Here is a 20675-nt window from a genome sequence, read left to right on the forward strand (position 1 = left end):
CGCAGACGTCATGGGGTGCGGGTGATGAAGACGTCACTCCGGTTGTTGGTGTCCCCGGCCACGAGGTTGTCGGCGTACGACATGAACGTCACGGTGCTCCCGCTGCGGGTCATCGAGGGAGCGGAACTGACGTTGTTGCCAGGGGTTCCCGCCGCGTTGACACTCACGGCCCTGAGAGAGCCCGTGGAGATGACCTTGCGGTAGACGTGAGTGCCCGAGAACCCGGGGAGCAGGTTGGTGGCGTCGGAGTCGAACGAGACAACGTCCCCGCTGCCGCTGATGACCGGCAGGTAACCGACCGGACCATCGGGTTCCGCTGTTCCGTTCTCGCTCACCCGGACGACCGCACCCGTGGTGAGGTCCTTGCGGAAGACGTCGCTGGTGGCGTTGGTGTCGCCGGCGACCAGGTTGGAAGCGAAGGAACGGAAGACGACGTACCTGCCGTCGTTGCTCAGTGCGGGTTCGGTGGAGTCCCTGCTTGCGAGGACTCCCGCGCTGGAGGCACTGACGCTCGTGACTGACCGGTCGCTCAGGTTCACCCGGTAGACGGCAAGAACTCCGGAGGCCCCGGTGACGATGTTCGTCGCCGTGGAGTCGAAGGCGAGAAATCCTCCGTCGCCGCTGAAGGCGGAGTGCAAGGCATCGCCGTTGGCGGGCCCTCCCCCTGCGGTTCTGCTCACCAGGGCGACCGTACCGGCCGACACGTTCCGCACGAAGACGTCCGCACGGGCGTTGGCGTCGCCGGAGGTCAGGTTGTCGGCGGTCGAGGTGAAGGCGACGAGATTGCCGTCCCGGCTGATGGTGGGAAGCACCGAGTCTGCGTTGGCCGCCTGGCCCGAGGCACTGCGGCTCATCCGGGTGACGGCTCCGGTCTGCATGTCCTTGCGGAAGACGTCGGTCCTACCCGTGGTGTCTCCCGGGACGAGGTTGCTCGCCACCGAGCTGAAGACGACGTAGCGGCCATCTCCACTGATCGACTGAGGCGAGGTGACAGCGCTCGCGCCGTTGCCGATCCTTCCGGTCTGGTCGGCGCTGACAAGAGTCACGGTGCCGTCGAGGAGGTCCTTGAGGAAGACGTCACTTCGGCCGTTGGTGTCTCCGGACACCAGATTGTCCGCCGTCGAAGTGAAGGCCACGTAACGGGAGTTGTCGTTGACGCTGGACACCGTGGCGTGGCCGTTCGCGGCGGCCCCCACTGTCCGCGAGACGAGCGCAGGAGAGTAACTCGGCGGCAGGACCATCGCCTGAGCCGCTGTCGCGGCAAGTGCGACAGCGATCGCCGAGGAGACAACGAGCATTCCTCGCCACGACTTCATGAGCGACTCCTTCATCCAGAGTGGGCGGGTCGGTTGGAGTCTCGCGTGGTCACGGTCCTCGTGGCATGAGCATCGGTTACTCACCGACGCGGCCCGAGGTTCCGGAACAGGGGTCCGTCAGGGACGCCTGAGCCCGTCCCGACGGGGAGGGTGTTGTCCGCGGACAACACACCCCCTCTGCCTGTGCGGGCACCCGGTGGCGATGGACGGCTCGTTTCGCAGTGCTCCGGTCAGTACGTGCGGTCGCTCCCAGACCTCGAGGACACCACGGTTCCCGTGACGATCGCGCCGTCCAGGAGCAGCGTGGGCGTCACGTCGTCCGCGTCGATGTCCCTGTGTTCCGCGCCGACCGCAACAGCTCCGGGTAGGGGTCCGGGTACTTGACGCCCGCCCTGGTCGACCAGCACCCGCAGTACCGACTGGACCGCCCCTTCCACGACACCGCTCACTCCCCCTGCCGGTCCGCCGGATCGCATTCGGACCACGTCCCACGCGTGGGCGGCGGGTGCTCTGCGGATCAGGCAGTGCGGAGTGCCTGGACGGGCAACCGTGATCACCGGGCCGCGGGCCAGGGCCGGCCTGACGGGTGGGGGCGAGAACCACTGGGTCCGGCGAGCGTCCCGAAGCTGTCGGCCGACCAGTTCGCCTCGCTGGAAGAGGAATTGGGCAAAGGGCCCATCCGCCCACGGGCTCGAGGCCCCCAGGACATCGTCCGCTTCGCCCAACTCACCCCCGGCGAGACCCTGCGCATCCGCAACCGCACCACCCGCGCCTCGCCGCCGCCACCATCCTTGATCTTCGCAGGGAATCCCGGTCGTCCGCCCGGCGGGGCCGATGCTCCGGCGCAGCAACCGCCGCCGCCGGATCGCGGGCTCGACCGCGGCTGACCGGCGATGCGTCAGGGACGGGGCCGGCAGGGCGCGAAGGGGCGGAAAGGCGCCGAACGCGGCAGGGCCCGGCACCTGGGGTGCCGGGCCCTACCGGGGTTGGTAGCGGGGACAGGATTTGAACCTGCGACCTCTGGGTTATGAGCCCAGCGAGCTACCGAGCTGCTCCACCCCGCGTCGGTAGACGCGACTGTACGGCACGGCGGCCACGCGCGGGAAATGCGTTTCCCGCCCCGCGCTGCCGCCGGGTGCCTGTGGTCCACGGGAGCCGGGCTCCTGTGCGACGGGATCGGCGCGAGGTGGGTGCTCCTCGCCGCGGCGGCCGGACCCGGCGGCGCCTGCGCGGGGACCTCTGGCGGCTCGGGCGTCCGGGGGCCGGGCGGAGGGCTGGTCGCGCAGGCCTGCGCCGGCGCGGGCGGGACGGTGGTGGCGCTGCCGCGCTGACGGCCGCGCCCTCGGCGCGGTGGCCGAGGGCCGCCGGCGCCGGGCGCGCCGGGGTCGTCCGGCTGCGCCGGGAGACGGCTGGACGGTCGTTGAGCGCGGCGGCCCTGGTCTCCTGCCGGAGGGGGCCGCTCCGCCTTTCTCTTCCGCGGTGGGCCTGGGTTTTCGGTTCGGTCGGGGGTTCCGGTGTCGGCGTCGGGGTTGGGAGCCTCAGGTCATGCGCGGATGGCCGAGGTCAGCAGGTCGCGCATCTCGTTCCAGCGGTCGAGGAGGTCGGCGCGGTGGTGGAGGGTCTCGGAGATGTGCTGGGCGCCGAAGAAGCCGGAGACGAGTACGCGGGCGGCGGCGTGCGGGTCCACCCCGGGGCGGAGCTGGCCCTCGTCCCGGGCCTTGGTGAGCAGGTCGCTCAGCAGGTCCGTCCAGCCCTGGTAGGGCGTCGGGAGCGGGGCGTCGATCAGTGACCGTTCGATCTGGAGGCGGGCGCCGGCCTGGACGACGATGTCGTCCCGGAAGGCCAGCGCGGCGCGGTTGAGCATCTCCACGGCGGTGTCCAGGGGGCTGAGGTCTTCGGCCTGGAGTTCGTTGAGCAGTGCCGGCCACCGGGCGTAGTGCTCCTCGACGACGGCGATGGCCAGTGCTTCCTTGTTGACGAAGTGGAAGTAGACGGCTCCCTTGGTCACTCCTGCCTCGTCCGCGACGTCCTTGACCGAGGCCCCGCGGAACCCGGAGCCCGCGAAGTGCCGGGCGGCGGCCAGCAGCACCTGGGCACGGGTGCGGACGGCTCGGTCCTGGACGAGTTCGGGCGACCGGGGCGGTCCTGACTTGGGGTTCTCCCACGCGGGCACAGATGAGGTCACTGGCACGCTGTCCTACCTTTCGTGGTGCTCGGCCGATGCCGGAGTGGAGGGCGCGTCGGCATCCCGTTGCAATATACCTTCCGGCCGGTATATTTTCGAGGAGCGTTCGGGTCGCGGTGACGCGCCCGGCGCGCGGTTCGTGATGTTCAGGTCATTTGAGGTCCTGCGACTCCCGGGGGAGGGAGCACGTACATGCACGCCAGCGTACCGTCAGCCAATCTTCAGCTGGTCGCTCAACCCAGCAAGCCCGATCCGCACCGCCTGCTCACGTTCGAACACGGGGTTCCGCGTCGGCTGGTCCACAAGGCGGCCGTCTCCGAGGTACTGCTCACCGACGCTCTGATGCTCGACACCGACAGGTTCGTCGTGGCCGCCCAGTGGCCACGCGAACACCTGCTCTACAACGGCGCCGCCAACGGGTCAAGTGACCCGCTGCTGGTGGCCGAGACCATCCGGCAGGCCGTGATCTACCTGTCGCACCGCTTCTACGCGGTGCCCGAAGGCCACCACTTCATCCTCGACAGCCTGGAATTCGACATCGACGCCCCGGGGATACCGCAAGGCACGGGGAGTCCGCTGGCCGTCGTCCTGGACGTCTCCTGCGTCCCCACCACCGACAACCCGCGCCGCTTCGCGATGGACATGGAGTGCTCGATCCACGTCGAGGGACACCGCTACGGCCGGGCCGGTCTGCGCTGGGGCGCGATGGACCACCGCCGGTACACGATGCTGCGCCGGCCCGAAGGCCCCGCCCCGAAGCCGGCACCGACCGCCGTCGCCTGCGGCCCGGCCCTTCGGCCCGCGGACGTCGGGCACCTGCACGAGCGCGACGTCCTCCTGTCCCCCGTGCCGCACGCGGCGCCCGGGACCTGGCTGCTGAAGGTCGACCAGGACCATCCCGTGCTGTTCGACCACGGATCGGACCACATCCCCGGCATGGTCCTGCTGGAGGCCTTCCGGCAGGCCTGCCACCCCGCCGCCCAACGCGACAACGCCTCGGCCCCGACCCCGAGCATCGCCGTCCTCACCTTCGCCGCCACGTCGTTCTCGGCCTTCGGCCGCCTCGGCGCCCCGGTGACCATCACCTCCCATCCCGCCCCCGGCTCGGACGACCTCTGCTTCGGCCTCGCCGCGACACAGGAGGGCCGGACCCTGGCGACCGGGATCCAGCAGTGGGTCCGCGTGCCGAAGCCTCGAATACCCACCCAGCGCAGCCACACCGACCGAGAGGGCGAGGGACGTTGCTGACCACGGCGTCGGCACCCGTGCCGCTCGAACCCGACGCCCGGCACGTGGCGGCCGCGGCGGCCCTGCACCGCGACCTGGCGGAGAACCGGCGCAGATTACCCGCCGACCTCGCCACGGCCCTGACCGACGCGGGCTTCACCCGCCACTTCGTCCCCGAACGCTGGGGCGGGCGGGCCGGATCCTTCGGCGAGCTGGTGGCGGCGGTCGCCACGGTCGGCGAGTCCTGCGCCTCCACGGCCTGGTGCGCGGCGCTCTACGCCGCGCACGCCCGGCTCGCCTCCTACCTCCCGGACCAGGCGCAGCGCGAACTGTGGGGCGAGCGCCCCGACGTGCGCATCGCGGCCTGCGTCATCCCGCCCTCGGGCGAGGCGGCCGCCGTCCCGGACGGCTGGCGGCTCAGCGGCCGCTGGGACTACGCCAGCGGGGTCGACCACGCCGACTGGATCCTTCTCGCCAGCCGGACAGCCGGGGAGCACCGGATCTTCGCGGTCCCGCGGGGGGACTTCGAGGTGATCGACACCTGGCACAACGTGGGCCTGCGGGGAACCGGGAGCAGCGGCGTGGCCGTCGGTGCCGCGTTCGTCCCGCGGCACCGCTCGTTCACGCTGGAGGACCTGCTCCGTCCGGGCGGCGGCGGAGGCCGTTGCCACAGCGTGCCGTTCCCGCTCGTCGCGGGGTTGCAGTTCGTGGCGCCCATTCTCGGTGCCGCGCGCGGCGCGCAGCGCGACTGGCTCTCCTCGATGGCGGGCAGGCGCCGGGCGGACGGCCGCTCGGCCCGGGACACGGCGACCGTGCAGTTCGTCCTGGCCCGGTCGTCGGCGGAGATCCACGCGGCGCAGTTGCTTGTGGAGCATGCGGCGCAGCGGGCGGACCACGGCCGGGTCACCGCCCTGGTCGTGGCGCAGAACCAGCGTGACGTCGCGATGGCCGCCGAGTTGTGCGCCACCGCGGTCGACCGGATCTTCCGCGCGTCGGGGGCGCAGGCCCAGAGGGAGTCGAGCCCGTTGCAGCGGAGCTGGCGTGACGTCACCGTCGCGGCCGGGCACGCCACGTTGGAGTTCGAGAAGGCCGCTTCGGAGTACGCGAAGGCCGCCTTCGCCGCCGAGGACGGGCGGGGGCGGTGAGTGTGTCGCGGGCCTCGGGGACGGCCCCGCGGCGGGGTGCGTTCTTCGATGTCGACGAGACGGTGATCGCGGCCAAGAGCATGCTGGAGTTCTGGCGCTACTGGACCGTGTGGAGCGGCGGCGGGTGGTCCCGGTACCGGGCCGGGCTGGAGGGGTTGGACGCCCTGGTCCGCCGGGGGGTGCCGCGGAGCGAGGTCAACCGCGCGTACTTCCGTCTGTTCGCCGGGGCCTCGCGCGCCGAGACCGAGAGTGCCGGACGGGCCTGGTACGCGGGCTACCGCCGCAGGCCGGCGGCGTTCGTCGCGGCCACCGCCGCCGCGCTCGAGGGACACCGCCGGGCCGGTGACGCCGTCGTGCTGGTGTCGGGCTCCTTCGCGGCGTGCCTGGCTCCGCTGGCCGATGACCTCGGGGCGGACCGGTTGCTGTGCACCGAACCGGTGGTGGCCCGGGACGGGCTGCTGACCGGTGAGGTCCGCCGGCCGATGATCGGCGCGGCGAAGGCCGAGGCGGTGGCCGCGACCGTCGCGCAGCTGGGTCTCGACGCCGCGGAGTGCTTCTGCTACGCCGACCATGCCAGCGATCTGCCCATGCTCCGTGCCGTGGGGCATCCCCGGGTGGTGGGCCGGGATGCGGTCCTGCTGGCGCGGGCGCGCGAGGGCCGTTGGCCGGTGCTGCCGGCCGGCGTCCACGGCAAGGACCGCGCGGCCGGCGGTCGCTGAGCCGGGCGGCCGGGCCGGCGGGCGTTCGTCTCGCCCATCGGCCCGGTCCGTCGGCCCTTGCCGTGCCCCGGTGTTTCGAAGGGGCGGCCGCCGGGAGTGGATCGCCGTCCGGCCCGGGGTGCGGCAAGGGGTCCCGGGGTCGACCCCGGACATGTAACATACCTTCCAGATGGTTTTTTATCTGCGGGCCGACCGAGGGGTGAGGATGGCGCGGCAGGAACGCGGTCGCACGACCCGTGAGCACGTGCTCGACGCGGCGGCGGAGGAGTTCGCCGCCTGGGGCTACGCGGGCACGAGCCTGAACTCGGTGGTCGCCCGCACGGGCCTGACCAAGGGGGCCCTGTACGGGCACTTCGCGTCCAAGGAGGACCTGGCCGCCGCACTCGTCCAGCAGGGCGAGCGGGCCTGGCACGCGCTGCGCGAGTCGTGCGACGCCCCGGGCGTCCCGGCGCTGGACGCGCTGCGCGCGCTCACGCTGAAACTCGCCGCGCATCCGGGCGACGGCGTCCGGTTCAAGGCCGCACTGCGGCTGGTCGTCGAGCGCGCGTGGCTGCAGACCGGGCCGGCGGGGGCCTTCTTCGACATCCAGCGGCATCTGGTCGACCTCGTCGAGCGGGCCCAGGCGGCCGGCGAGGTCGCCCCGGAGCACTCCCCCGAGACGGTCGCCCAGCTGCTCCTGGCGGTCGCCCTCGGGATCCACTTCGTCCCGCCGCCGACCGCGGGCACCTCGCTGCCCCAACGGGCCGAGAAGATCTGGGAGTTGGTCGCGGCGACGGTGCGCCGCTGACCGGGCCCGGACCCCGCGCCGATCGGAAAGTCCGATCGGCGTCCGATGAAAATACCTTTCGGAAGGTATTTTACTCTGTCATCCTGAAGCCCTGCCCGAGGTGCCCGTCGTGTCCGTGGAGGTGGTCGTCCAGTGAAGCTCGCCCAGTGCGCGGCCTTCGTCGCCATAGCCGACACCGGTACCTTCACCAGCGCCGCGACGGCACTGGGAGTGACCCAGTCGGCCGTCAGCCACGCCATCGCGGGCCTCGAGGCCGAACTCGGCGTGGCGCTGATGAAGCGGGACCGGAGCGGCGTCAAACTCACCGACGTCGGCCGGCGCGTCCTCGGCCACGCCCGCGCCGTCATCCTGCACACCGAGCAGATGCGGCAGGAGACGGACCTCCTGCGCACCGACGCCGGCGGCACGATCCGCATCGGCACCAGCCAGAGTTTCGCCGTCCGGCTGCTGCCGCGCCTGATGACGGAGTTCCGCTCCACGTTCCCCCGCCTGGAGATCGCCCTGCGCGAGGGCACCGACGCGCAGATCACCGAGTGGCTTCGCGGATACGCGCTCGACGTCGGCATCGTGACCCTGCCGAAGCGCGATCTGACGACCATTCCGCTGCTGCAGGACGAGTGGTACACCGTCCTGCCGGACAGCCACCCACTGGCCGGCTCCCGCGCCCTGCGGATCCACGACCTCAGGGCCGAGTCCCTCATCATGCCCGAGGGCGGAGTCGAGCCGATGCTTCGCACGATCTTCCGCACCGCCGGCCTGGAACCGGTCGTCGCCCACCGCGTCCGTGATGTGAACGCCCTGCTGGCCATGGTGGCCGAAGGACTCGCCCTGACGGTCCTGCCGGCCCTCGCGCTGCCCGCGCTGCCCCCCGGCCTGCGGGCGCTGCCCTTCGAACCCACCGTCACCCGCCACCTCGCCATCGGCGTCCGCGGGGCGGCAGGCAACTCCCCCGCCGTCAAGGCCTTCATCGCCACCGCGCAGGCCCTCGCCCGGCGAAACGACTGGAGTCACCGGCCGGCCCAGCACCGCCGGACCCCCGCCCCGACCCCCGCCCCGACCGCCGGACTCCGGCGGACCGCCGGCCCACCGGCGGTCCGCTGATGGGCCGCGACCACCGCCTCCCACGGCCCGGGCCGCTAGGACAGGGGCGCGGTCGGCGCCTCGCGGACGCCCAGGGCGACGCAGCCGGTGTCGGTGCGGACCCGGTGCACGCTGCCGGGCTCCTCGACGATCAGGTCACCGACCCCGTACCGGTCGCCGTTGTCGTTGCACAACTCCCCCGACAGGACGAACATCAGCTCGTATCCGGTGTGCTCGTGCAGGTCGCCGTGGGCCCCGGGCGCCATCCGCACCAGGAAGGCCGACGCCGACTGCGGGGCCTCGGTGGTGTAGATCGGGCACACCTCCACCCCGGCCCGGCCGGGCTGGACCCAGCGCACCCAGTCGAGGTTCTCCAACCCCTCGGGGGACAACAGGTCCCGCAGGACCGTGACGTTCCGGCCCCGGGGGCCGTCGGAGAGCTGAGTGGGCATCGACATGGCGGATTCTCCTCGGTGTTCACCTGCGAACGGGTACGTGCGAATGCGTGCGGGGCGGCGGCGGCGGCCGGGCCCGGCGGCCGGGCCGAAAGGGCCCGCCGCTCAGGCGTCCACCAGCCGGGGCCGCCCCACCGGGCGCAGCGCGGCGGCCAGCGCGTCGCCCGCGATCGCGTCGGCGTCGTGGACGAAGTCGGTCCAGAAACCCGGTCGGCTGCTGCCGCCCTGCATGAACCAGCGGGTGTGCTCGGTGGGGATGCCCAGGACGTACAGCCCGGGGTCCGGGCGTCCGTCGCGGCCCACCGGGTGGAACGGGGTGCCGGTCACGGCCACGCCACCGGTGTGGAACGCGTCGTCGCCGGCGCGGTTGACGTACTCGGTCCAGATGCCCCGTTCGCGAAGCCGGCGGGTGAGCGCGGCGGGGTCCCGGGTGAGGTCGGGCGAGGGGATCCGGGCGTCGATCACGGTGTCCACCGCGACCTCGGATCCGGCCACCAGGGGCGAGGAGACCAGGAAGGTGCCGGTGTCCGCGTCGGTGCCGAACCGCGCGTCGGGGCCCACGATGCGCAGCAGGCCGCAGTCGATGAGGGCCGCCGTCTGCTTCAGCCTGCCGAGCGGGGGGCCCGCGGCCAGGAACGAGCTCCTGGGCACGTACCAGCCGAGGAAGTCGGTCCGGTGCGAGGCGGGGTCCAGGCCCGAGAAGTCGACCAGTTCGCGGATGACCCCGCGGGTGTCGCGTACGACGTCCAGTGCCGCCTTGAGCGGCGAGTCGACGTTTCCCTGTTCCGCGTGGTCGAGGTCGCGGCGCAAGGCCGCGGTCAGCTCGTCCTCGAAGGACTCCCGGTCCGGGAAGGTCCGGCCGGCGAACGGGCGGGCCAGCCGGTCGAGGTCGATGGGCGGCAGGTCGCCGACGCCGTGGCGGGCGGCGATGGCGGCCACGTCGGGCACCTCGGTGCGCACGGCGTCGACCACCTGCGCGACGAAGGCGGAGCGCGCGCCGGCGCCGCGGCGCTCTTGCAGGGCGGTGGCGTAGTAGACGAGTTCGATCTCGGCCATCAGCAGCGGCATGGCGTCGGCCATGAAGTCGACGCGTTCGCCGCCGCCGCGGCGGCGGACCCGGTCGGCGGTGAAGAGCAGGGGCCGGTAGCGGTGGTCGGGGTGCTTCTGGTTGCGGCCGCGCGCCGGCAGCGGCATTCCGCTGCGGGAGCCGGCCACCATGACGGGCTCGTCTCCGCTGGGGCGGTAGAGCAGCCCGCCGTCGCCGTCGTCGTCGAACGTTCCGCCGCGTCCGAGGGTGAGTGCGGCCATGACGTCGTAGAAGGAGAGGCCGAGGCCGAGGACGCCGACCGCCGAGCCCGCCGCGATGGTGTCCAGGGGCATGTCGGCGGCGGAGTCGCCGGGGATGTAGGTGAGCCGGGGGTGGGTGTCCGCGAAGCCGGCGAGCTCCTTCTGGTGGCCCGTCAGTTCCGGCTGGGTGTGCCCGGTGACCAGGACGACCCGGTCGGCCAGCAGGTCGGGGCCCTGCGACAGCGTCAGGCGGTAGCCGCCCGGGGTGGGTTCGAGGTCCTCGACCAGGGTGTTCATCCTGTGCAGCGAGGAGCCTGCGGGCAGCGCGGCCTCGACGGTGTCCAGCACGAACTGCATGTAGCGGCCGTGCACGGCGCGCGGCGCGTACCCGTCGGGGCCCGGGAACGCCGGGTCGGTGGTACTCCACCACTGTGCGAGGGACGGGCCGTTTCCGGGGCGGACGGGGCCGCCGTCCCACGGGCCGGAGAACGAGGAGACCTCGGCGGCCACCGTGTTCATCAGGAACCAGTCCGGCTGGTCGGTGCGCCACACCCGGCCGCTGCCGACCTGGACCGCGTCGATCAGGTAGATCTCCACCGGCCGCGTGGGGCGGGCCTCGGCCAGGCGGGCCGCCATGCGTTCGAGCACGCTCAGGCCCCGGGGGCCGCTGCCGACCACCGCGACGCGGTGCGGGCGGCCGTGGCCGGCGTGCTCGCGCGGGGGCCGGGGGGCACCCGTCACCGGGGCGGACGTGGCACGTGCGGCCGGTTCCTCGAAGCGGGACGCGACTCGGCTCTTCACCTTTCCACCTTTCTCTGAATTCTCGTGAACGCGCTCGCTCCCGACGGACCGGACGGAGATATGACCAGGCATATCCGCGCAGCCAGGATTGACGTCCGAAATGGGGGGCGAGGTGTTCTCCTCAAGCGACTCCCCGAGCGTAGACCGGACGGGGAGGCGGTTCAACGGCGCTTGGTTCATGCATGGCATGAGCGTTTCTCATGCGCGGCTTCGCCGCCGCCGAAGCGAGCCGGACCGCGCCGGCCGTGCGTGCCGCTCGTGGCCGGCGGCGGCCGCACCGGCGGCCTTGGGCCGCCTTCACCCCTTGTCGTGGCCGACAGCGGCCGAATACCTCGATCGGAGACAGGAATGCGACGACGACCGGCACTTCTGGTGATGGACCTGATCAACGAGATTGTGCACCCGGACGGGAAATACGCCGCCGAGGGATATCTTGAGCAGATCACCCGGCGAGGGGTGCTCGAACGGACCGCCGTGGCGATCGGGCGTGCCCGTGCGGCGGGCATTCCCGTCATCTACGTGGTGGTCGGCTTTTCGGCGGGCTTCGCCGACTGGCCGGAAGGGTCACCGGTATTCGACTCGGCGCGTGCCGACGAGCGCCTGGTGCTGGGCACGTGGGCGACGCGGGTGCACGAGGCGATCAGGCCCGCCGACGGCGAGGCGGTCGTGGCCAAGCGGCGGGTCAGCCCGTTCCACGGCACGCACCTGGAGGTGCTGCTGCGCGGTCTGCGGGTCGACACCCTGCTGCTGGCCGGGGTGACCACCGACCTGGTGGTGCTGTCCGCGGCCCGGGAGGGGCACGACCGCGACTACCGCGTCGAGGTCCTCGAGGACGCCACCGCCACCTCCGACCAGGAGCTGCACGAGGCGGCGCTGAAGGTCCTGGCCCGGACCGCGACGATCACCAGCGTGGACCGGGCCCTGCCCGCCTGACGGCGAAGGCCCGTTCGGACCGCGCGGTGATCCGTGCCGACCGCGGGGGCGTCCCGGGAGAGATCCAGTGAACCGGCCGGCGGCAACCGTGCCGTCGGCCCAGCAGAAGGGTGGGAGACATGAAGAACCGCACAGCGGCCCGGTTCTCCGGCATCGAGAAGTCGGCGACCTTCGCCGTGGTGGACACGGTGCGCGCGCTGCGCGCGCAGGGGGTCCACGTCCTCGACCTCGGAAGCGGCGAACCGAGCTTCGATACCAGCGCGCACATCACCGCCGAGGCGTCGAAGGCGCTGCTCGGCGGATTCACCCACTACACGCCCAGCCGCGGCCTTCCGGAGCTGTTGGAGGCGATCGCCGGGAAGCTGGCCCGCGACAACGCGGTGGTGGTCGACCCGGCCACCGACATCATCGTGACGCCGTCGGCGAAGCACGCCCTGTACATCTCGATGATGTCCGTCCTCGATCCCGGCGACGAGGTGATCATCCCGACCCCGAGCTGGGTCAGCTACCAGTCGATGGCGCGCCTCGCGGGGGCCCGGCCGGTGGCGGCGCGGCTGAGCGCCCAGGACGGCTTCCGGCTCTCCCGCGCGCTCCTCGAGCGGTATGTGACGGAGCGGACGAAGGCGCTGCTGATCAACACGCCGAACAATCCGACCGGGCGGGCCCTCACCCGTCAGGAGGCGTTCGAGGTGGCGGAGTTCGCCGCCGAGCACGACCTGCTGGTCATCACGGACGAGATCTACGAGAAGGTGCTGTACGGCGCGGAGCATCTGAGCCTGGCGAGCCTGCCCGCAGCCGCGGGGCGCACGCTCGTCGTGAACGGGTTCTCCAAGGGCTACGCGATGACGGGGTGGCGGCTCGGGTACGTGGCCGGGCCCGGCGACGTCATCGGCGAGATGGTGAAGGTGCAGGAGCATTCGGTCGGCTGCGCGGGGTCGTTCGTGCAGCGCGGCGGCCTGGCCGCGCTCACCGGTGCGCAGGATTTCATCCGGGAGATGGTGGACGAGTACGCGGTCCGTCGGGAGGTGATCGTGGCGGGACTCAACGCCCTGCCGGGGGTCAGCTGCGAGCTTCCCGAGGGCGCCCTCTACGCGTTCCCCGACATCAGCGCGACCGGGCTGGGGACGTCCGCGCAGTTCGCCGCCTGGCTGCTGGAGGAGGCGGGCGTGGCGGTGACGCCGGGTTCGGCCTTCGGGCCCGGCGGGGAGGGCCATGTGCGGCTCTCGTTCGCGACCTCGCGGGATGTGATCGAGGCCGCGCTCGAGCGGATGGCCACCGCGCTGGCCGGTCGGCGCGGCGCGGCCGTGCGCGGCTGACGGCCCGGCAGGGGAGACGACGGTACGGCGGCGGCGCCCGGCCCGACCGGGCGCCGCCGCCGTTCTCCGCGCCGCGCCGCCCTCGTGGGCGGGCGCGGCCCGGGGACGCCGAAGCCGGCGGGCGCGGGCCGGGTGGCCCGTGCCCGCCGGCTCGCGTCGGCGGCGTCCGGTCGGTCAGCCGGTGGACGACACGGCGCCCGCCAGGACGGGGGTGCCGAGCTCGCGGGCCAGGCGCGCCTTGACGACGGCGAGGTCCTCGCAGTCGGCGCCCGTGCGCTCGGCGATGTGGACCCGGTAGAGCTCGGCCAGCCGCTCGTTGTCGACCTCGACGCCGAGCTGGTCCAGCAGGTGGCGCAGCACGGCTCGGCCCGAGTGGCGGCCGATCAGGATGGACCGTTCGCGGCCGAATCGCGCCGGCTCCACGTACTCGTAGGTCGCGGGGTTGCGCAGGATGCCCTGTTGGTGGATGCCGGCGGCGGTGCCGAAGGCGTAGGTGCCGAAGATCGCCTTGTTGCGCGGCTCCTCCAGGCGGATGGTCCTGCGCAGTGCCGTGTACGCCTCGTACATGGACGCGAGGTCGATGTCGGTGTAGATGCCGAGGACGCCGCGCTTGTAGCTGAGCAGCGCGGCGACCTCCTCCAGGGGGTGTTGCCGGCGCGCTCGCCGATGCCGCCGAGGGTGGCCTGGACCTCGTCGGCGCCGGCCTGCAGGCCGGCGACCGCGTTGGCGGTCGACAGGCCGAAGTCGTCGTGGCAGTGCGTGGAGAGCCGGATGGGGGCGGGGGCCCAGCGGCGGAAGGCGGCGATGAGGTCGGCGTACTCCTCGGGGGTGGTGCAGCCGGAGGTGTCGGCGACCGCGAAGCAGGTGGCGCCGGCGTCGATGGCGCCTTCGGTGATGGCGCGCAGGAGGTCGTGCTCGCCGCGGCTGGCGTCCTCGATGCCGACGGAGACCGACTCGACGCCGAGGGAGTAGGCGTGGGCCACGGTGTCGGCGACCTCGTCGACGGCCTCGCGGCGGGTGATGCCGCGTTTGTGCTTCAGGTGCATGTCGCTTCCGGTGGCCATCACCTGGACCTGGTGGTTGGCGGTCCCGCCGGCCTGGACGGCGCGGTCGACGTCGGCCCGTACGGCGCGGCAGAAGGTGGTGAACCGGGCGGTGGTGAGGTGCTGGGAGATGAGGCGGGTGGCTTCGAACTCGCTGGGTGAGGAGGCCGGGAAGCCGGCCTCGATGTAGTCCGCTCCGAGCGCCTCGATGCGCAGGGCGATGTCCAGTTTCTGCTGGGGGGTCATCGCGTTGGCGGGGGCCTGCTCGCCGTCGCGCAGTGTGGTGTCGAAGACGGAGATCCGTCGCGCTGCGGGTCGGTGGTCCATTGTGCGTCCTCCATGTGTGTGCGGACGGATGGGCGGTGCGGGATGGGGGGGTTCGGGATGGGGGGTTCGGGATGGGGCCGTGCGGGGTGCGCTGGGTGCCGGGGTGCGGGTGTGGTTCCCCTCAGGCGGGCGGGGCGCCGCGTCGCATCGTGGCGGCCGCGAGCGCGGAGCCGGTGAGGAAGGCCGCGCCCGCGATGAGGGCCGACCGGTGCAGGCCTGACGTGAAGTGGGCCGCGGTGGCGCAGAGGGTTCCGAAGAGCGCCACGCCGACGGCGTTTCCGACCTGTCGGGAGACGTTGAAGACCGCCGAGGCGACTCCCGCTCCGCCGGCCGGCGCGGATTCCATGATCGCGGCGGTGGCGGCGACCACGGTCATCGGTGTGGCCAGCCCGGTGGCGATCAGGGCGAACAGCAGGACGGGGTAGGCGGTGTCGTGGTCGGCGGCCAGCCAGCCCAGGAAGCCGACGGATCCCAGCAGGAGGGCGAAGCACATCGGCGGGTAGGGGCCGGTGCGGGCGGTGATCCGGCCGGAGAGCGGCGCGGCGATCAGGGACATGCAGACCGAGGGGAGCAGGGCCAGTCCGGTGCCCAGGGCGCCGTAGCCGCGTTCCTGCTGGAAGTAGAGGGTGGCCAGGAAGAGCATGCCGTAGTAGCCGAAGCTGAGCAGGAAGCCGATCACGGCGGTGGGTGCGAAGCCCGTGCGGCTGAAGAGCGACGGCGGCATCAGCGGTGCCCGGCCGTCGGGCCGCGAGGCGAGGCCACTCTCCAGGCGGCGCTCCACCGTGACGAACACGGTGAGCGCGAGCGCGCCCGCGGCGAACGCGGCCAGGACCGGGAGTGATGTCCAGCCTGCCGTGCCGGCCTCGTTGAGTGCGCCGGCCAGTGCGATCAGGCCGACCACGCCGAGCACCTGGCCCACCGGGTCCATCCGGGTCCGGGTGGGGCGGGGCGGTGGGGAGGGGACGTGGCGCAGGGTCAGCAGGACCGCGACGAGGGCCACCGGCACGTTGAGCCAGAACACGGCGCGCCAGTCCAGTCCTGCCACCAGGAGGCCGCCCAGGACCGGGCCGGACGCGAAGGCGATCGAGGAGACGCCGGCCCAGATGCCGAAGGCGCGGGCGCGGTCGGCCTTGGTGGGGTAGGCGGTCTGCAGGAGGGCGAGCGAGGCCGGGACCAGGAAGGCGGCGCCCGCTCCCTGCAGCAGGCGGGCGACGACCAGGACGCCGGTGGTGGGCGCCAGGCCGCAGCCGACCGAGGCGGCGGTGAAGGCGGTCAGTCCGGCGACGAACATCGTGCGGTGGCCGAGGCGGTCGCCCAGTCCCCCGCCGAGCAGCAGGAGGCCGGCGAAGACGGTGCTGTAGCCGTCGACGATCCACTGGAGGCCGGCCGGGCCGGCGTGCAGGGACCCGCGGATCGCCGGTACGGCCACGGTGACCACGGTGACGTCGAGCATCACGAGGAAGTAGCCGAGGCTCAGGGCGATCAGCGGCAGGCGGGACACGGGCGCGGCGTTCGGGGGTGCCGGATCCGGCGTGGCGTCGTCCCGGCGCGGGGGCAGGCGATGTGACGTCGTGTCAGTGGTGGGCATAGCGATCCCTTCGGGGGCGTCGGGCCATGATGACACAGAAAAATTCCTTCTAGAAGGTATTCTTTTTGTTCATGGATGACCCCGGCGGTGACCTGCGGCGTCAGGTCCCGGCCTCCACCAAAGCGGGAGTGCGGACCCTCCTTCGGGATGACCGGCAGGCGACGGCCTCCACCACCGACCGATGACCGGGCGCCGCGCCGGACCGAGGCTTGGGGCACCAACCGGCCCACAGCCTCGGGGAGAGCGACCCGTGAAACCCTTCTACGCCCTGTCCGACCACGAGCGCGACGCCCTGTACCGCGTCCTGGAGAGCGTCGGGAAGAACCCGTTCGAGGACTACCCCGCCTTCTCCCGCGCGGTGGCCGACGTGGTGGACCGCGGGGAGGTGCCGGCCTTCTTCACGCAGGTCTGCGGGCGCATCCGCGCCGAGCGCGAAGCCGGCGTCTCCGACGCCCACGTCCTGCGCAACTGCCCGATCGACGCCCACGTCCCGGACCTCGACCCCGACGACCCGATCGCCGACAAGTACGCCAAGAAGAAGACCTTCGTCGCCGAGGCCTTCCTGGAGCTGTTCGCACAGCTGGTCGCCACTCCCCTGCTGGCGTACGCCACGCGCTTCAACGGGGACTTCTTCACCGACGTCGTCGCCATCAACCGCTACAGCGGCATGCAGACCGGCTTCAGCGACAGCGAGCTCGTCTTCCACAACGACCGCACCGCCCACGCCGTGAGGGCGGACTTCATCTCGCTGCTCGGCATGCGCTGCTCCGACGCCGACTTCATCTACACGGGCTTCGTCGACGGGCGCTCCCTGCTGGCCCACCTGTCCGAGGAGCAGCAGGCGGTGCTGCGGCAGCCCTGCTTCATCACCCCGTTCGACGTGTTCTCGCGCGACAGCAACAGCCGCCAGACGGTCTCCGAGCGGCATCCGATCCTGGAGAACCACCACAGCTTCCGTTACCTCGACACCTGCACCACGGTCGCCGAGGGAAGCCCGGAAGAGGCCGTCCGGGCGCTGCTCGCGATGAAGAACGCGCTGGTCCGGGCGGACAAGGTCCGCCACCGCATCCTGACCGGCGACCTGTTCGCCCTCGCCAACCAGGACGGTCTGCACAGCCGGGAGAAGATGGAGATCAACGACCCGGCGCGGGCCCGCAGGCGCTGGCTGCTGAAGACCTACGCGTTCCGCGACCAGAGCGCCGCCGACCGGTACTCGGGCCACTGGCTCGACGGCGTCCCAGGCCGGGTGGCCGACTGACGGCCGCCCTCGGCGGTCCGTACGCCCGCTTCCCCCGGGCGGGCGTACGGACCGCGCCCGACCACCTGCCTTTTCACCTGCCCTTCCACCTGCCCGCTGCCCAGGCCCGTGCGACCCACCGGCCGGGCGTGCCGTTCCCGGCCCGGCCCCGCGTGAGATCCACGCGCGGCCGGGCCGGGTCGTGTGCGGTGACGGGCCCCGCCCCTAACATTCCTTCCAGAAGGTATTCTTCTGTGGCATGATGTGGTCCGCTACCCGAAGGGGCCAAGGGCACAGGGGGCGAGGGGCCGCACCACGCCCCTCGCGAGGTGGCAGTGCAACGGGCAGAGGCCACCTCGCCGCTGCGCCGGTGCTGCGCACGTCAGTTCACCTCGGCCGTCGCGCCTTTCGCGCCCCCTTCGAACAGCCCACGCGACAGGGGAGCCCGATGACCACGACCGTGAACCTTCCTGTGCCCACCGCTCCGCCCGGACGGCCGGCGCCGGCCGCCGGGGCGACGAGCCGTCAGAGACCGTCCGGTATGCCGTTCCACCGGTACGTGCCGTTCGCCGCGGTCGACCTGCCGGACCGCACCTGGCCGAGCAAGGTGATCACCCAGGCCCCGCGCTGGCTGTCCACCGACCTGCGGGACGGCAACCAGGCGCTGATCGACCCGATGTCCCCGGCCCGCAAGCGCACGATGTTCGACCTGCTGGTCAAGCTGGGCTACAAGGAGATCGAGGTCGGTTTCCCGTCCTCCGGCGCCACCGACTTCGACTTCGTGCGCTCGATCATCGAGGAGGGCGCGATCCCGGAGGACGTCACCATCTCCGTGCTGACGCAGGCCCGTGAGGACCTGATCGAGCGCACGGTGGAGTCCCTGGTCGGTGCCCACCGGGCGACCGTCCACCTGTACAACGCGACCTCGCCGCTGTTTCGCCGGGTGGTGTTCAAGGGGTCCAGGGACGACATCCGCACCATCGCCGTCGACGGCACCCGGCTGGTGATGGAGTACGGCGAGAAGCTGCTGGGCGAGGAGACCGTCCTCGGCTACGAGTACTCGCCGGAGATCTTCATCGACACCGAGCTGGACTTCGCCCTGGAGGTCTGCGAGGCGGTGATGGACGTCTGGCAGCCGGGTGAGGGCCGCGAGATCATCCTGAACCTGCCGACCACGGTCGAGCGTTCCACCCCGAACGTCTACGCCGACAAGATCGAGTGGATGTCGCGGAACCTGTCGCGCCGCGAGTTCGTCGCGCTGTCCGCGCACCCGCACAACGACCGGGGCACCGGCGTCGCCTCGGCCGAACTGGCCGTGATGGCCGGCGCCGACCGCGTCGAGGGCTGCCTGTTCGGGCAGGGCGAGCGCACCGGCAACCTGGACCTGGTCAACGTCGGGATGAACCTGTTCTCCCAGGGCGTCGACCCGATGATCGACTTCTCCGACATCGACGAGATCCGCCGCACCTACGAGTACTGCAACAAGATGGCCGTCCCCGAGCGCCACCCGTACGCCGGCGACCTGGTCTACACCTCGTTCTCCGGCTCGCACCAGGACGCCATCAAGAAGGGCTTCGACGCGCTTCAGGTCGACGCCGCGACGGCCGGCGTCCCGGTCTCGGAGTTCACCTGGGGCGTGCCGTACCTGCCGATCGACCCCAAGGACGTCGGCCGCTCCTACGAGGCCGTCATCCGGGTCAACAGCCAGTCCGGCAAGGGCGGCATCGCCTACGTCCTGAAGAACGACCACAAGCTGGACCTGCCGCGCCGGATGCAGATCGAGTTCTCCCGGATCATCCAGGCCAAGACCGACGCCGAGGGCGGCGAGGTCACCCCCGCGGCGATCTGGTCGCTCTTCCAGGACGAGTACCAGAACACCGCCGACACCCCCGGCAGCCGGATCCGGCTGGGACGACGCCTCGCCCTGAGCACACACGACGGCCGGGACACCTTCACCGCCGACGCCGTCGTCGACGGCGCGCACACCGTCCTCACCGGCCACGGCAACGGTCCCGTCGACGCGTTCGTCAACGCCCTCGCCGGCGTCGGCGTCGACATCGGGATCCTCGACTACGCCGAGCACGCCATGGACCAGGGCGTGGGCGCCACGGCCGCCGCCTACCTGGAGTGCCGGGTCGAGGACAGGGTCGTCTGGGGCTTCGGCACCGACCCCAGCATCGCCAGGGCGTCCGTCAAAGCCGCCGTCAGCGCCGTCAACCGCGCGCACCAGCACCGATCCGAACCACCGGTTCGGTGAACCAACCCATCTCACCGGGAGCCGTTATGGAGTTCAGACATCTTGTGACGTTCCAGAAGGTGGCCGCGGTCCTGAGCTTCACCCGGGCCGCAGCCGAACTGAGCTACGCGCAGTCCAGCGTCACCAGCCAGATCAAGCACCTCGAGGCGGCCCTGCAGACCGAGCTGTTCGACCGGCTCGGCGGCAGGATCCAGCTCACCGACGCCGGCCAACGGCTCCTGCCCTACGCGGAGCAGATACTGGCGCTCGCCGAGGAGGCACAGAACCAGCTCACCGGAGTCCGGGAGCCGGCCGGCGCCCTGACCGTCGGCACCATGGAGAGCATCACCTCCTACCGCCTGCCCCCGCTCCTGGAGATGTTCCACTACCGCTACCCGCGCATCCAGCTGACCCTGCGGCCGAGCCTGTGCGCGGAGACCCGCCTGGCCCTGCAACAGGGCACCTACGACGTGGGCTTCCTGATGGAACAGCAGGTGCACCACCAGGGCCTGGAGACCGTCGTCCTGGCACCGGAGCCACTCGTCCTGGTCGCCTCCCCCAGCCACCCGATGGCCTGCGCGTCCCGCATCACCGTCCCGGAGCTGCGCCGGGTGACCGTCCTGGCGACCGAGCCCGGCTGCGCCTACCGCGACCTCTTCGAGGCCGAGCTGAGCACCGGGCCGGGCGAGCCCGCGTCGTTCCTGGAGTTCGGCACGATCGAGGCGATCAAGCGCGGCGCGGTCGCCGGCCTGGGAGTCAGCCTGATACCGGAGGTGGCCGTACGGGACGCGCTGTCCGCCGGCTCGCTCGTGGCCCTGCCGTGGGAGCCGCCGTTCGCGGTGCACACCCAGCTGGCGTGGCGGCGCGGCAAGCGGCTCTCGCGCGAACTGCAACTGTTCATCGACGAGACGATCCGTGCCGTGCAGGAGGCCGGCTCCGCGGCGGCGTGAGCCACCGGCCCACTCCCCCGGGCCGAACACCGTGTGGGCCGCG

General features: G+C 72.1%; 16 protein-coding genes, 1 tRNA gene and 1 pseudogene. 10 read left to right on the forward strand and 8 right to left on the reverse strand.

Features of this window, described 5'->3' with window-relative positions; all coding sequences use genetic code 11:
• Window positions 1-8: 8 nt before the first annotated feature.
• The 3 genes from OG871_RS00965 to OG871_RS00975 form a co-directional block, all read right to left on the reverse strand.
• A complete protein-coding gene (locus tag OG871_RS00965; RefSeq protein ID WP_371493591.1) occupies window positions 9-1196 on the reverse strand; it encodes a hypothetical protein in 1188 nt (395 codons plus the stop codon).
• Between the two features lie 1107 nt (window positions 1197-2303).
• Window positions 2304-2380, reverse strand: a tRNA-Met gene (locus OG871_RS00970).
• Between the two features lie 479 nt (window positions 2381-2859).
• Window positions 2860-3501 carry a ScbR family autoregulator-binding transcription factor gene (locus OG871_RS00975; RefSeq protein WP_371493592.1) on the reverse strand — a complete coding sequence of 214 codons (642 nt, stop codon included), beginning with the start codon at window positions 3499-3501 and terminating at the stop codon, window positions 2860-2862.
• Window positions 3502-3693: 192 nt separating this feature from the next.
• On the opposite strand from OG871_RS00975, the gene OG871_RS00980 reads away from it, so the two are divergent.
• The 5 genes from OG871_RS00980 to OG871_RS01000 all read left to right on the forward strand — a co-directional run bounded on the left by OG871_RS00980 (window position 3694) and on the right by OG871_RS01000 (window position 8480).
• Entirely contained in the window at window positions 3694-4749 is a 1056-nt protein-coding gene (locus OG871_RS00980; protein WP_371493593.1) for a ScbA/BarX family gamma-butyrolactone biosynthesis protein, read from the forward strand.
• A 17-nt stretch (window positions 4750-4766) separates the two neighbouring features.
• A complete protein-coding gene (locus tag OG871_RS00985) occupies window positions 4767-5873 on the forward strand; it encodes an acyl-CoA dehydrogenase family protein (RefSeq protein ID WP_371493594.1) in 1107 nt (368 codons plus the stop codon).
• A complete protein-coding gene (locus OG871_RS00990) occupies window positions 5870-6592 on the forward strand; it encodes an HAD family hydrolase (protein ID WP_371493595.1) in 723 nt (240 codons plus the stop codon). The genes OG871_RS00985 and OG871_RS00990 overlap by 4 nt, the downstream gene beginning before the upstream one ends.
• A gap of 205 nt (window positions 6593-6797) precedes the next feature.
• Window positions 6798-7379, forward strand: a complete 582-nt coding sequence (locus OG871_RS00995; RefSeq protein WP_371493596.1) for a TetR family transcriptional regulator — start codon at window positions 6798-6800, stop codon at window positions 7377-7379.
• A 132-nt stretch (window positions 7380-7511) separates the two neighbouring features.
• Window positions 7512-8480, forward strand: a complete 969-nt coding sequence (locus OG871_RS01000) for a LysR family transcriptional regulator (protein WP_371493597.1) — start codon at window positions 7512-7514, stop codon at window positions 8478-8480.
• A gap of 35 nt (window positions 8481-8515) precedes the next feature.
• Here the strand turns inward: OG871_RS01000 and OG871_RS01005 are convergent, their stop codons facing one another.
• Window positions 8516-8917, reverse strand: coding sequence for a cupin domain-containing protein (locus OG871_RS01005; protein ID WP_371493598.1), 402 nt, complete (start codon window positions 8915-8917; stop codon window positions 8516-8518).
• Window positions 8918-9019: 102 nt separating this feature from the next.
• On the reverse strand, window positions 9020-11002 hold the full coding sequence (locus OG871_RS01010) for an FAD/NAD(P)-binding protein (protein WP_371493599.1): 1983 nt from the start codon (window positions 11000-11002) through the stop codon (window positions 9020-9022).
• A 348-nt stretch (window positions 11003-11350) separates the two neighbouring features.
• Here OG871_RS01010 and OG871_RS01015 point away from each other — a divergent pair, with 348 nt between their 5' ends.
• On the forward strand, window positions 11351-11935 hold the full coding sequence (locus tag OG871_RS01015; RefSeq protein ID WP_371493600.1) for a cysteine hydrolase family protein: 585 nt from the start codon (window positions 11351-11353) through the stop codon (window positions 11933-11935).
• Between the two features lie 119 nt (window positions 11936-12054).
• On the forward strand, window positions 12055-13251 hold the full coding sequence (locus tag OG871_RS01020; RefSeq protein ID WP_371493601.1) for a pyridoxal phosphate-dependent aminotransferase: 1197 nt from the start codon (window positions 12055-12057) through the stop codon (window positions 13249-13251).
• Between the two features lie 174 nt (window positions 13252-13425).
• Here the strand turns inward: OG871_RS01020 and OG871_RS01025 are convergent, their stop codons facing one another.
• The 3 genes and pseudogenes from OG871_RS01025 to OG871_RS01035 all read right to left on the reverse strand — a co-directional run bounded on the left by OG871_RS01025 (window position 13426) and on the right by OG871_RS01035 (window position 16209).
• A complete protein-coding gene (locus OG871_RS01025) occupies window positions 13426-13818 on the reverse strand; it encodes a hypothetical protein (RefSeq protein ID WP_371493602.1) in 393 nt (130 codons plus the stop codon).
• A gap of 134 nt (window positions 13819-13952) precedes the next feature.
• Window positions 13953-14621 (reverse strand): annotated as a pseudogene (locus tag OG871_RS01030) (pyruvate carboxyltransferase); the annotation flags it as partial.
• Between the two features lie 121 nt (window positions 14622-14742).
• The gene (locus OG871_RS01035) at window positions 14743-16209 is read right to left on the reverse strand and encodes an MFS transporter (protein WP_371493603.1); all 1467 of its coding nucleotides are present in this window, start codon (window positions 16207-16209) and stop codon (window positions 14743-14745) included.
• A gap of 250 nt (window positions 16210-16459) precedes the next feature.
• Between OG871_RS01035 and OG871_RS01040 the strand changes: the two genes are divergently transcribed.
• The 3 genes from OG871_RS01040 (at window position 16460) to OG871_RS01050 (ending at window position 20632) form a co-directional block, all read left to right on the forward strand.
• Window positions 16460-17467 carry a TauD/TfdA family dioxygenase gene (locus OG871_RS01040; RefSeq protein ID WP_371493604.1) on the forward strand — a complete coding sequence of 336 codons (1008 nt, stop codon included), beginning with the start codon at window positions 16460-16462 and terminating at the stop codon, window positions 17465-17467.
• 427 nt (window positions 17468-17894) lie between these two features.
• Window positions 17895-19703 (forward strand): 2-isopropylmalate synthase, encoded by a 1809-nt coding sequence (gene leuA, locus OG871_RS01045; RefSeq protein WP_371493605.1) that lies wholly within the window; start codon window positions 17895-17897, stop codon window positions 19701-19703.
• Between the two features lie 44 nt (window positions 19704-19747).
• A complete protein-coding gene (locus tag OG871_RS01050; RefSeq protein ID WP_371493606.1) occupies window positions 19748-20632 on the forward strand; it encodes a LysR family transcriptional regulator in 885 nt (294 codons plus the stop codon).
• The last annotated feature ends 43 nt before the right edge of the window (window positions 20633-20675 follow it).

This window comes from Kitasatospora sp. NBC_00374 (assembly GCF_041434935.1).
In the GTDB taxonomy this organism is placed as follows: domain Bacteria; phylum Actinomycetota; class Actinomycetes; order Streptomycetales; family Streptomycetaceae; genus Kitasatospora.

Bases quoted from the DNA above. Each gene is read 5' to 3' on its own strand.
- OG871_RS00980 (WP_371493593.1), top strand. From the start codon at position 3,694: ATGCACGCCAGCGTACCGTCAGCCAATCTTCAGCTGGTCGCTCAACCC.
- OG871_RS00995 (WP_371493596.1), top strand. From the start codon at position 6,798: ATGGCGCGGCAGGAACGCGGTCGCACGACCCGTGAGCACGTGCTCGAC.
- OG871_RS01005 (WP_371493598.1), bottom strand. From the start codon at position 8,917: ATGTCGATGCCCACTCAGCTCTCCGACGGCCCCCGGGGCCGGAACGTC.
- OG871_RS01015 (WP_371493600.1), top strand. From the start codon at position 11,351: ATGCGACGACGACCGGCACTTCTGGTGATGGACCTGATCAACGAGATT.
- OG871_RS01020 (WP_371493601.1), top strand. From the start codon at position 12,055: ATGAAGAACCGCACAGCGGCCCGGTTCTCCGGCATCGAGAAGTCGGCG.
- OG871_RS01025 (WP_371493602.1), bottom strand. From the start codon at position 13,818: ATGTACGAGGCGTACACGGCACTGCGCAGGACCATCCGCCTGGAGGAG.
- OG871_RS01035 (WP_371493603.1), bottom strand. From the start codon at position 16,209: ATGCCCACCACTGACACGACGTCACATCGCCTGCCCCCGCGCCGGGAC.
- leuA (WP_371493605.1), top strand. From the start codon at position 17,895: ATGACCACGACCGTGAACCTTCCTGTGCCCACCGCTCCGCCCGGACGG.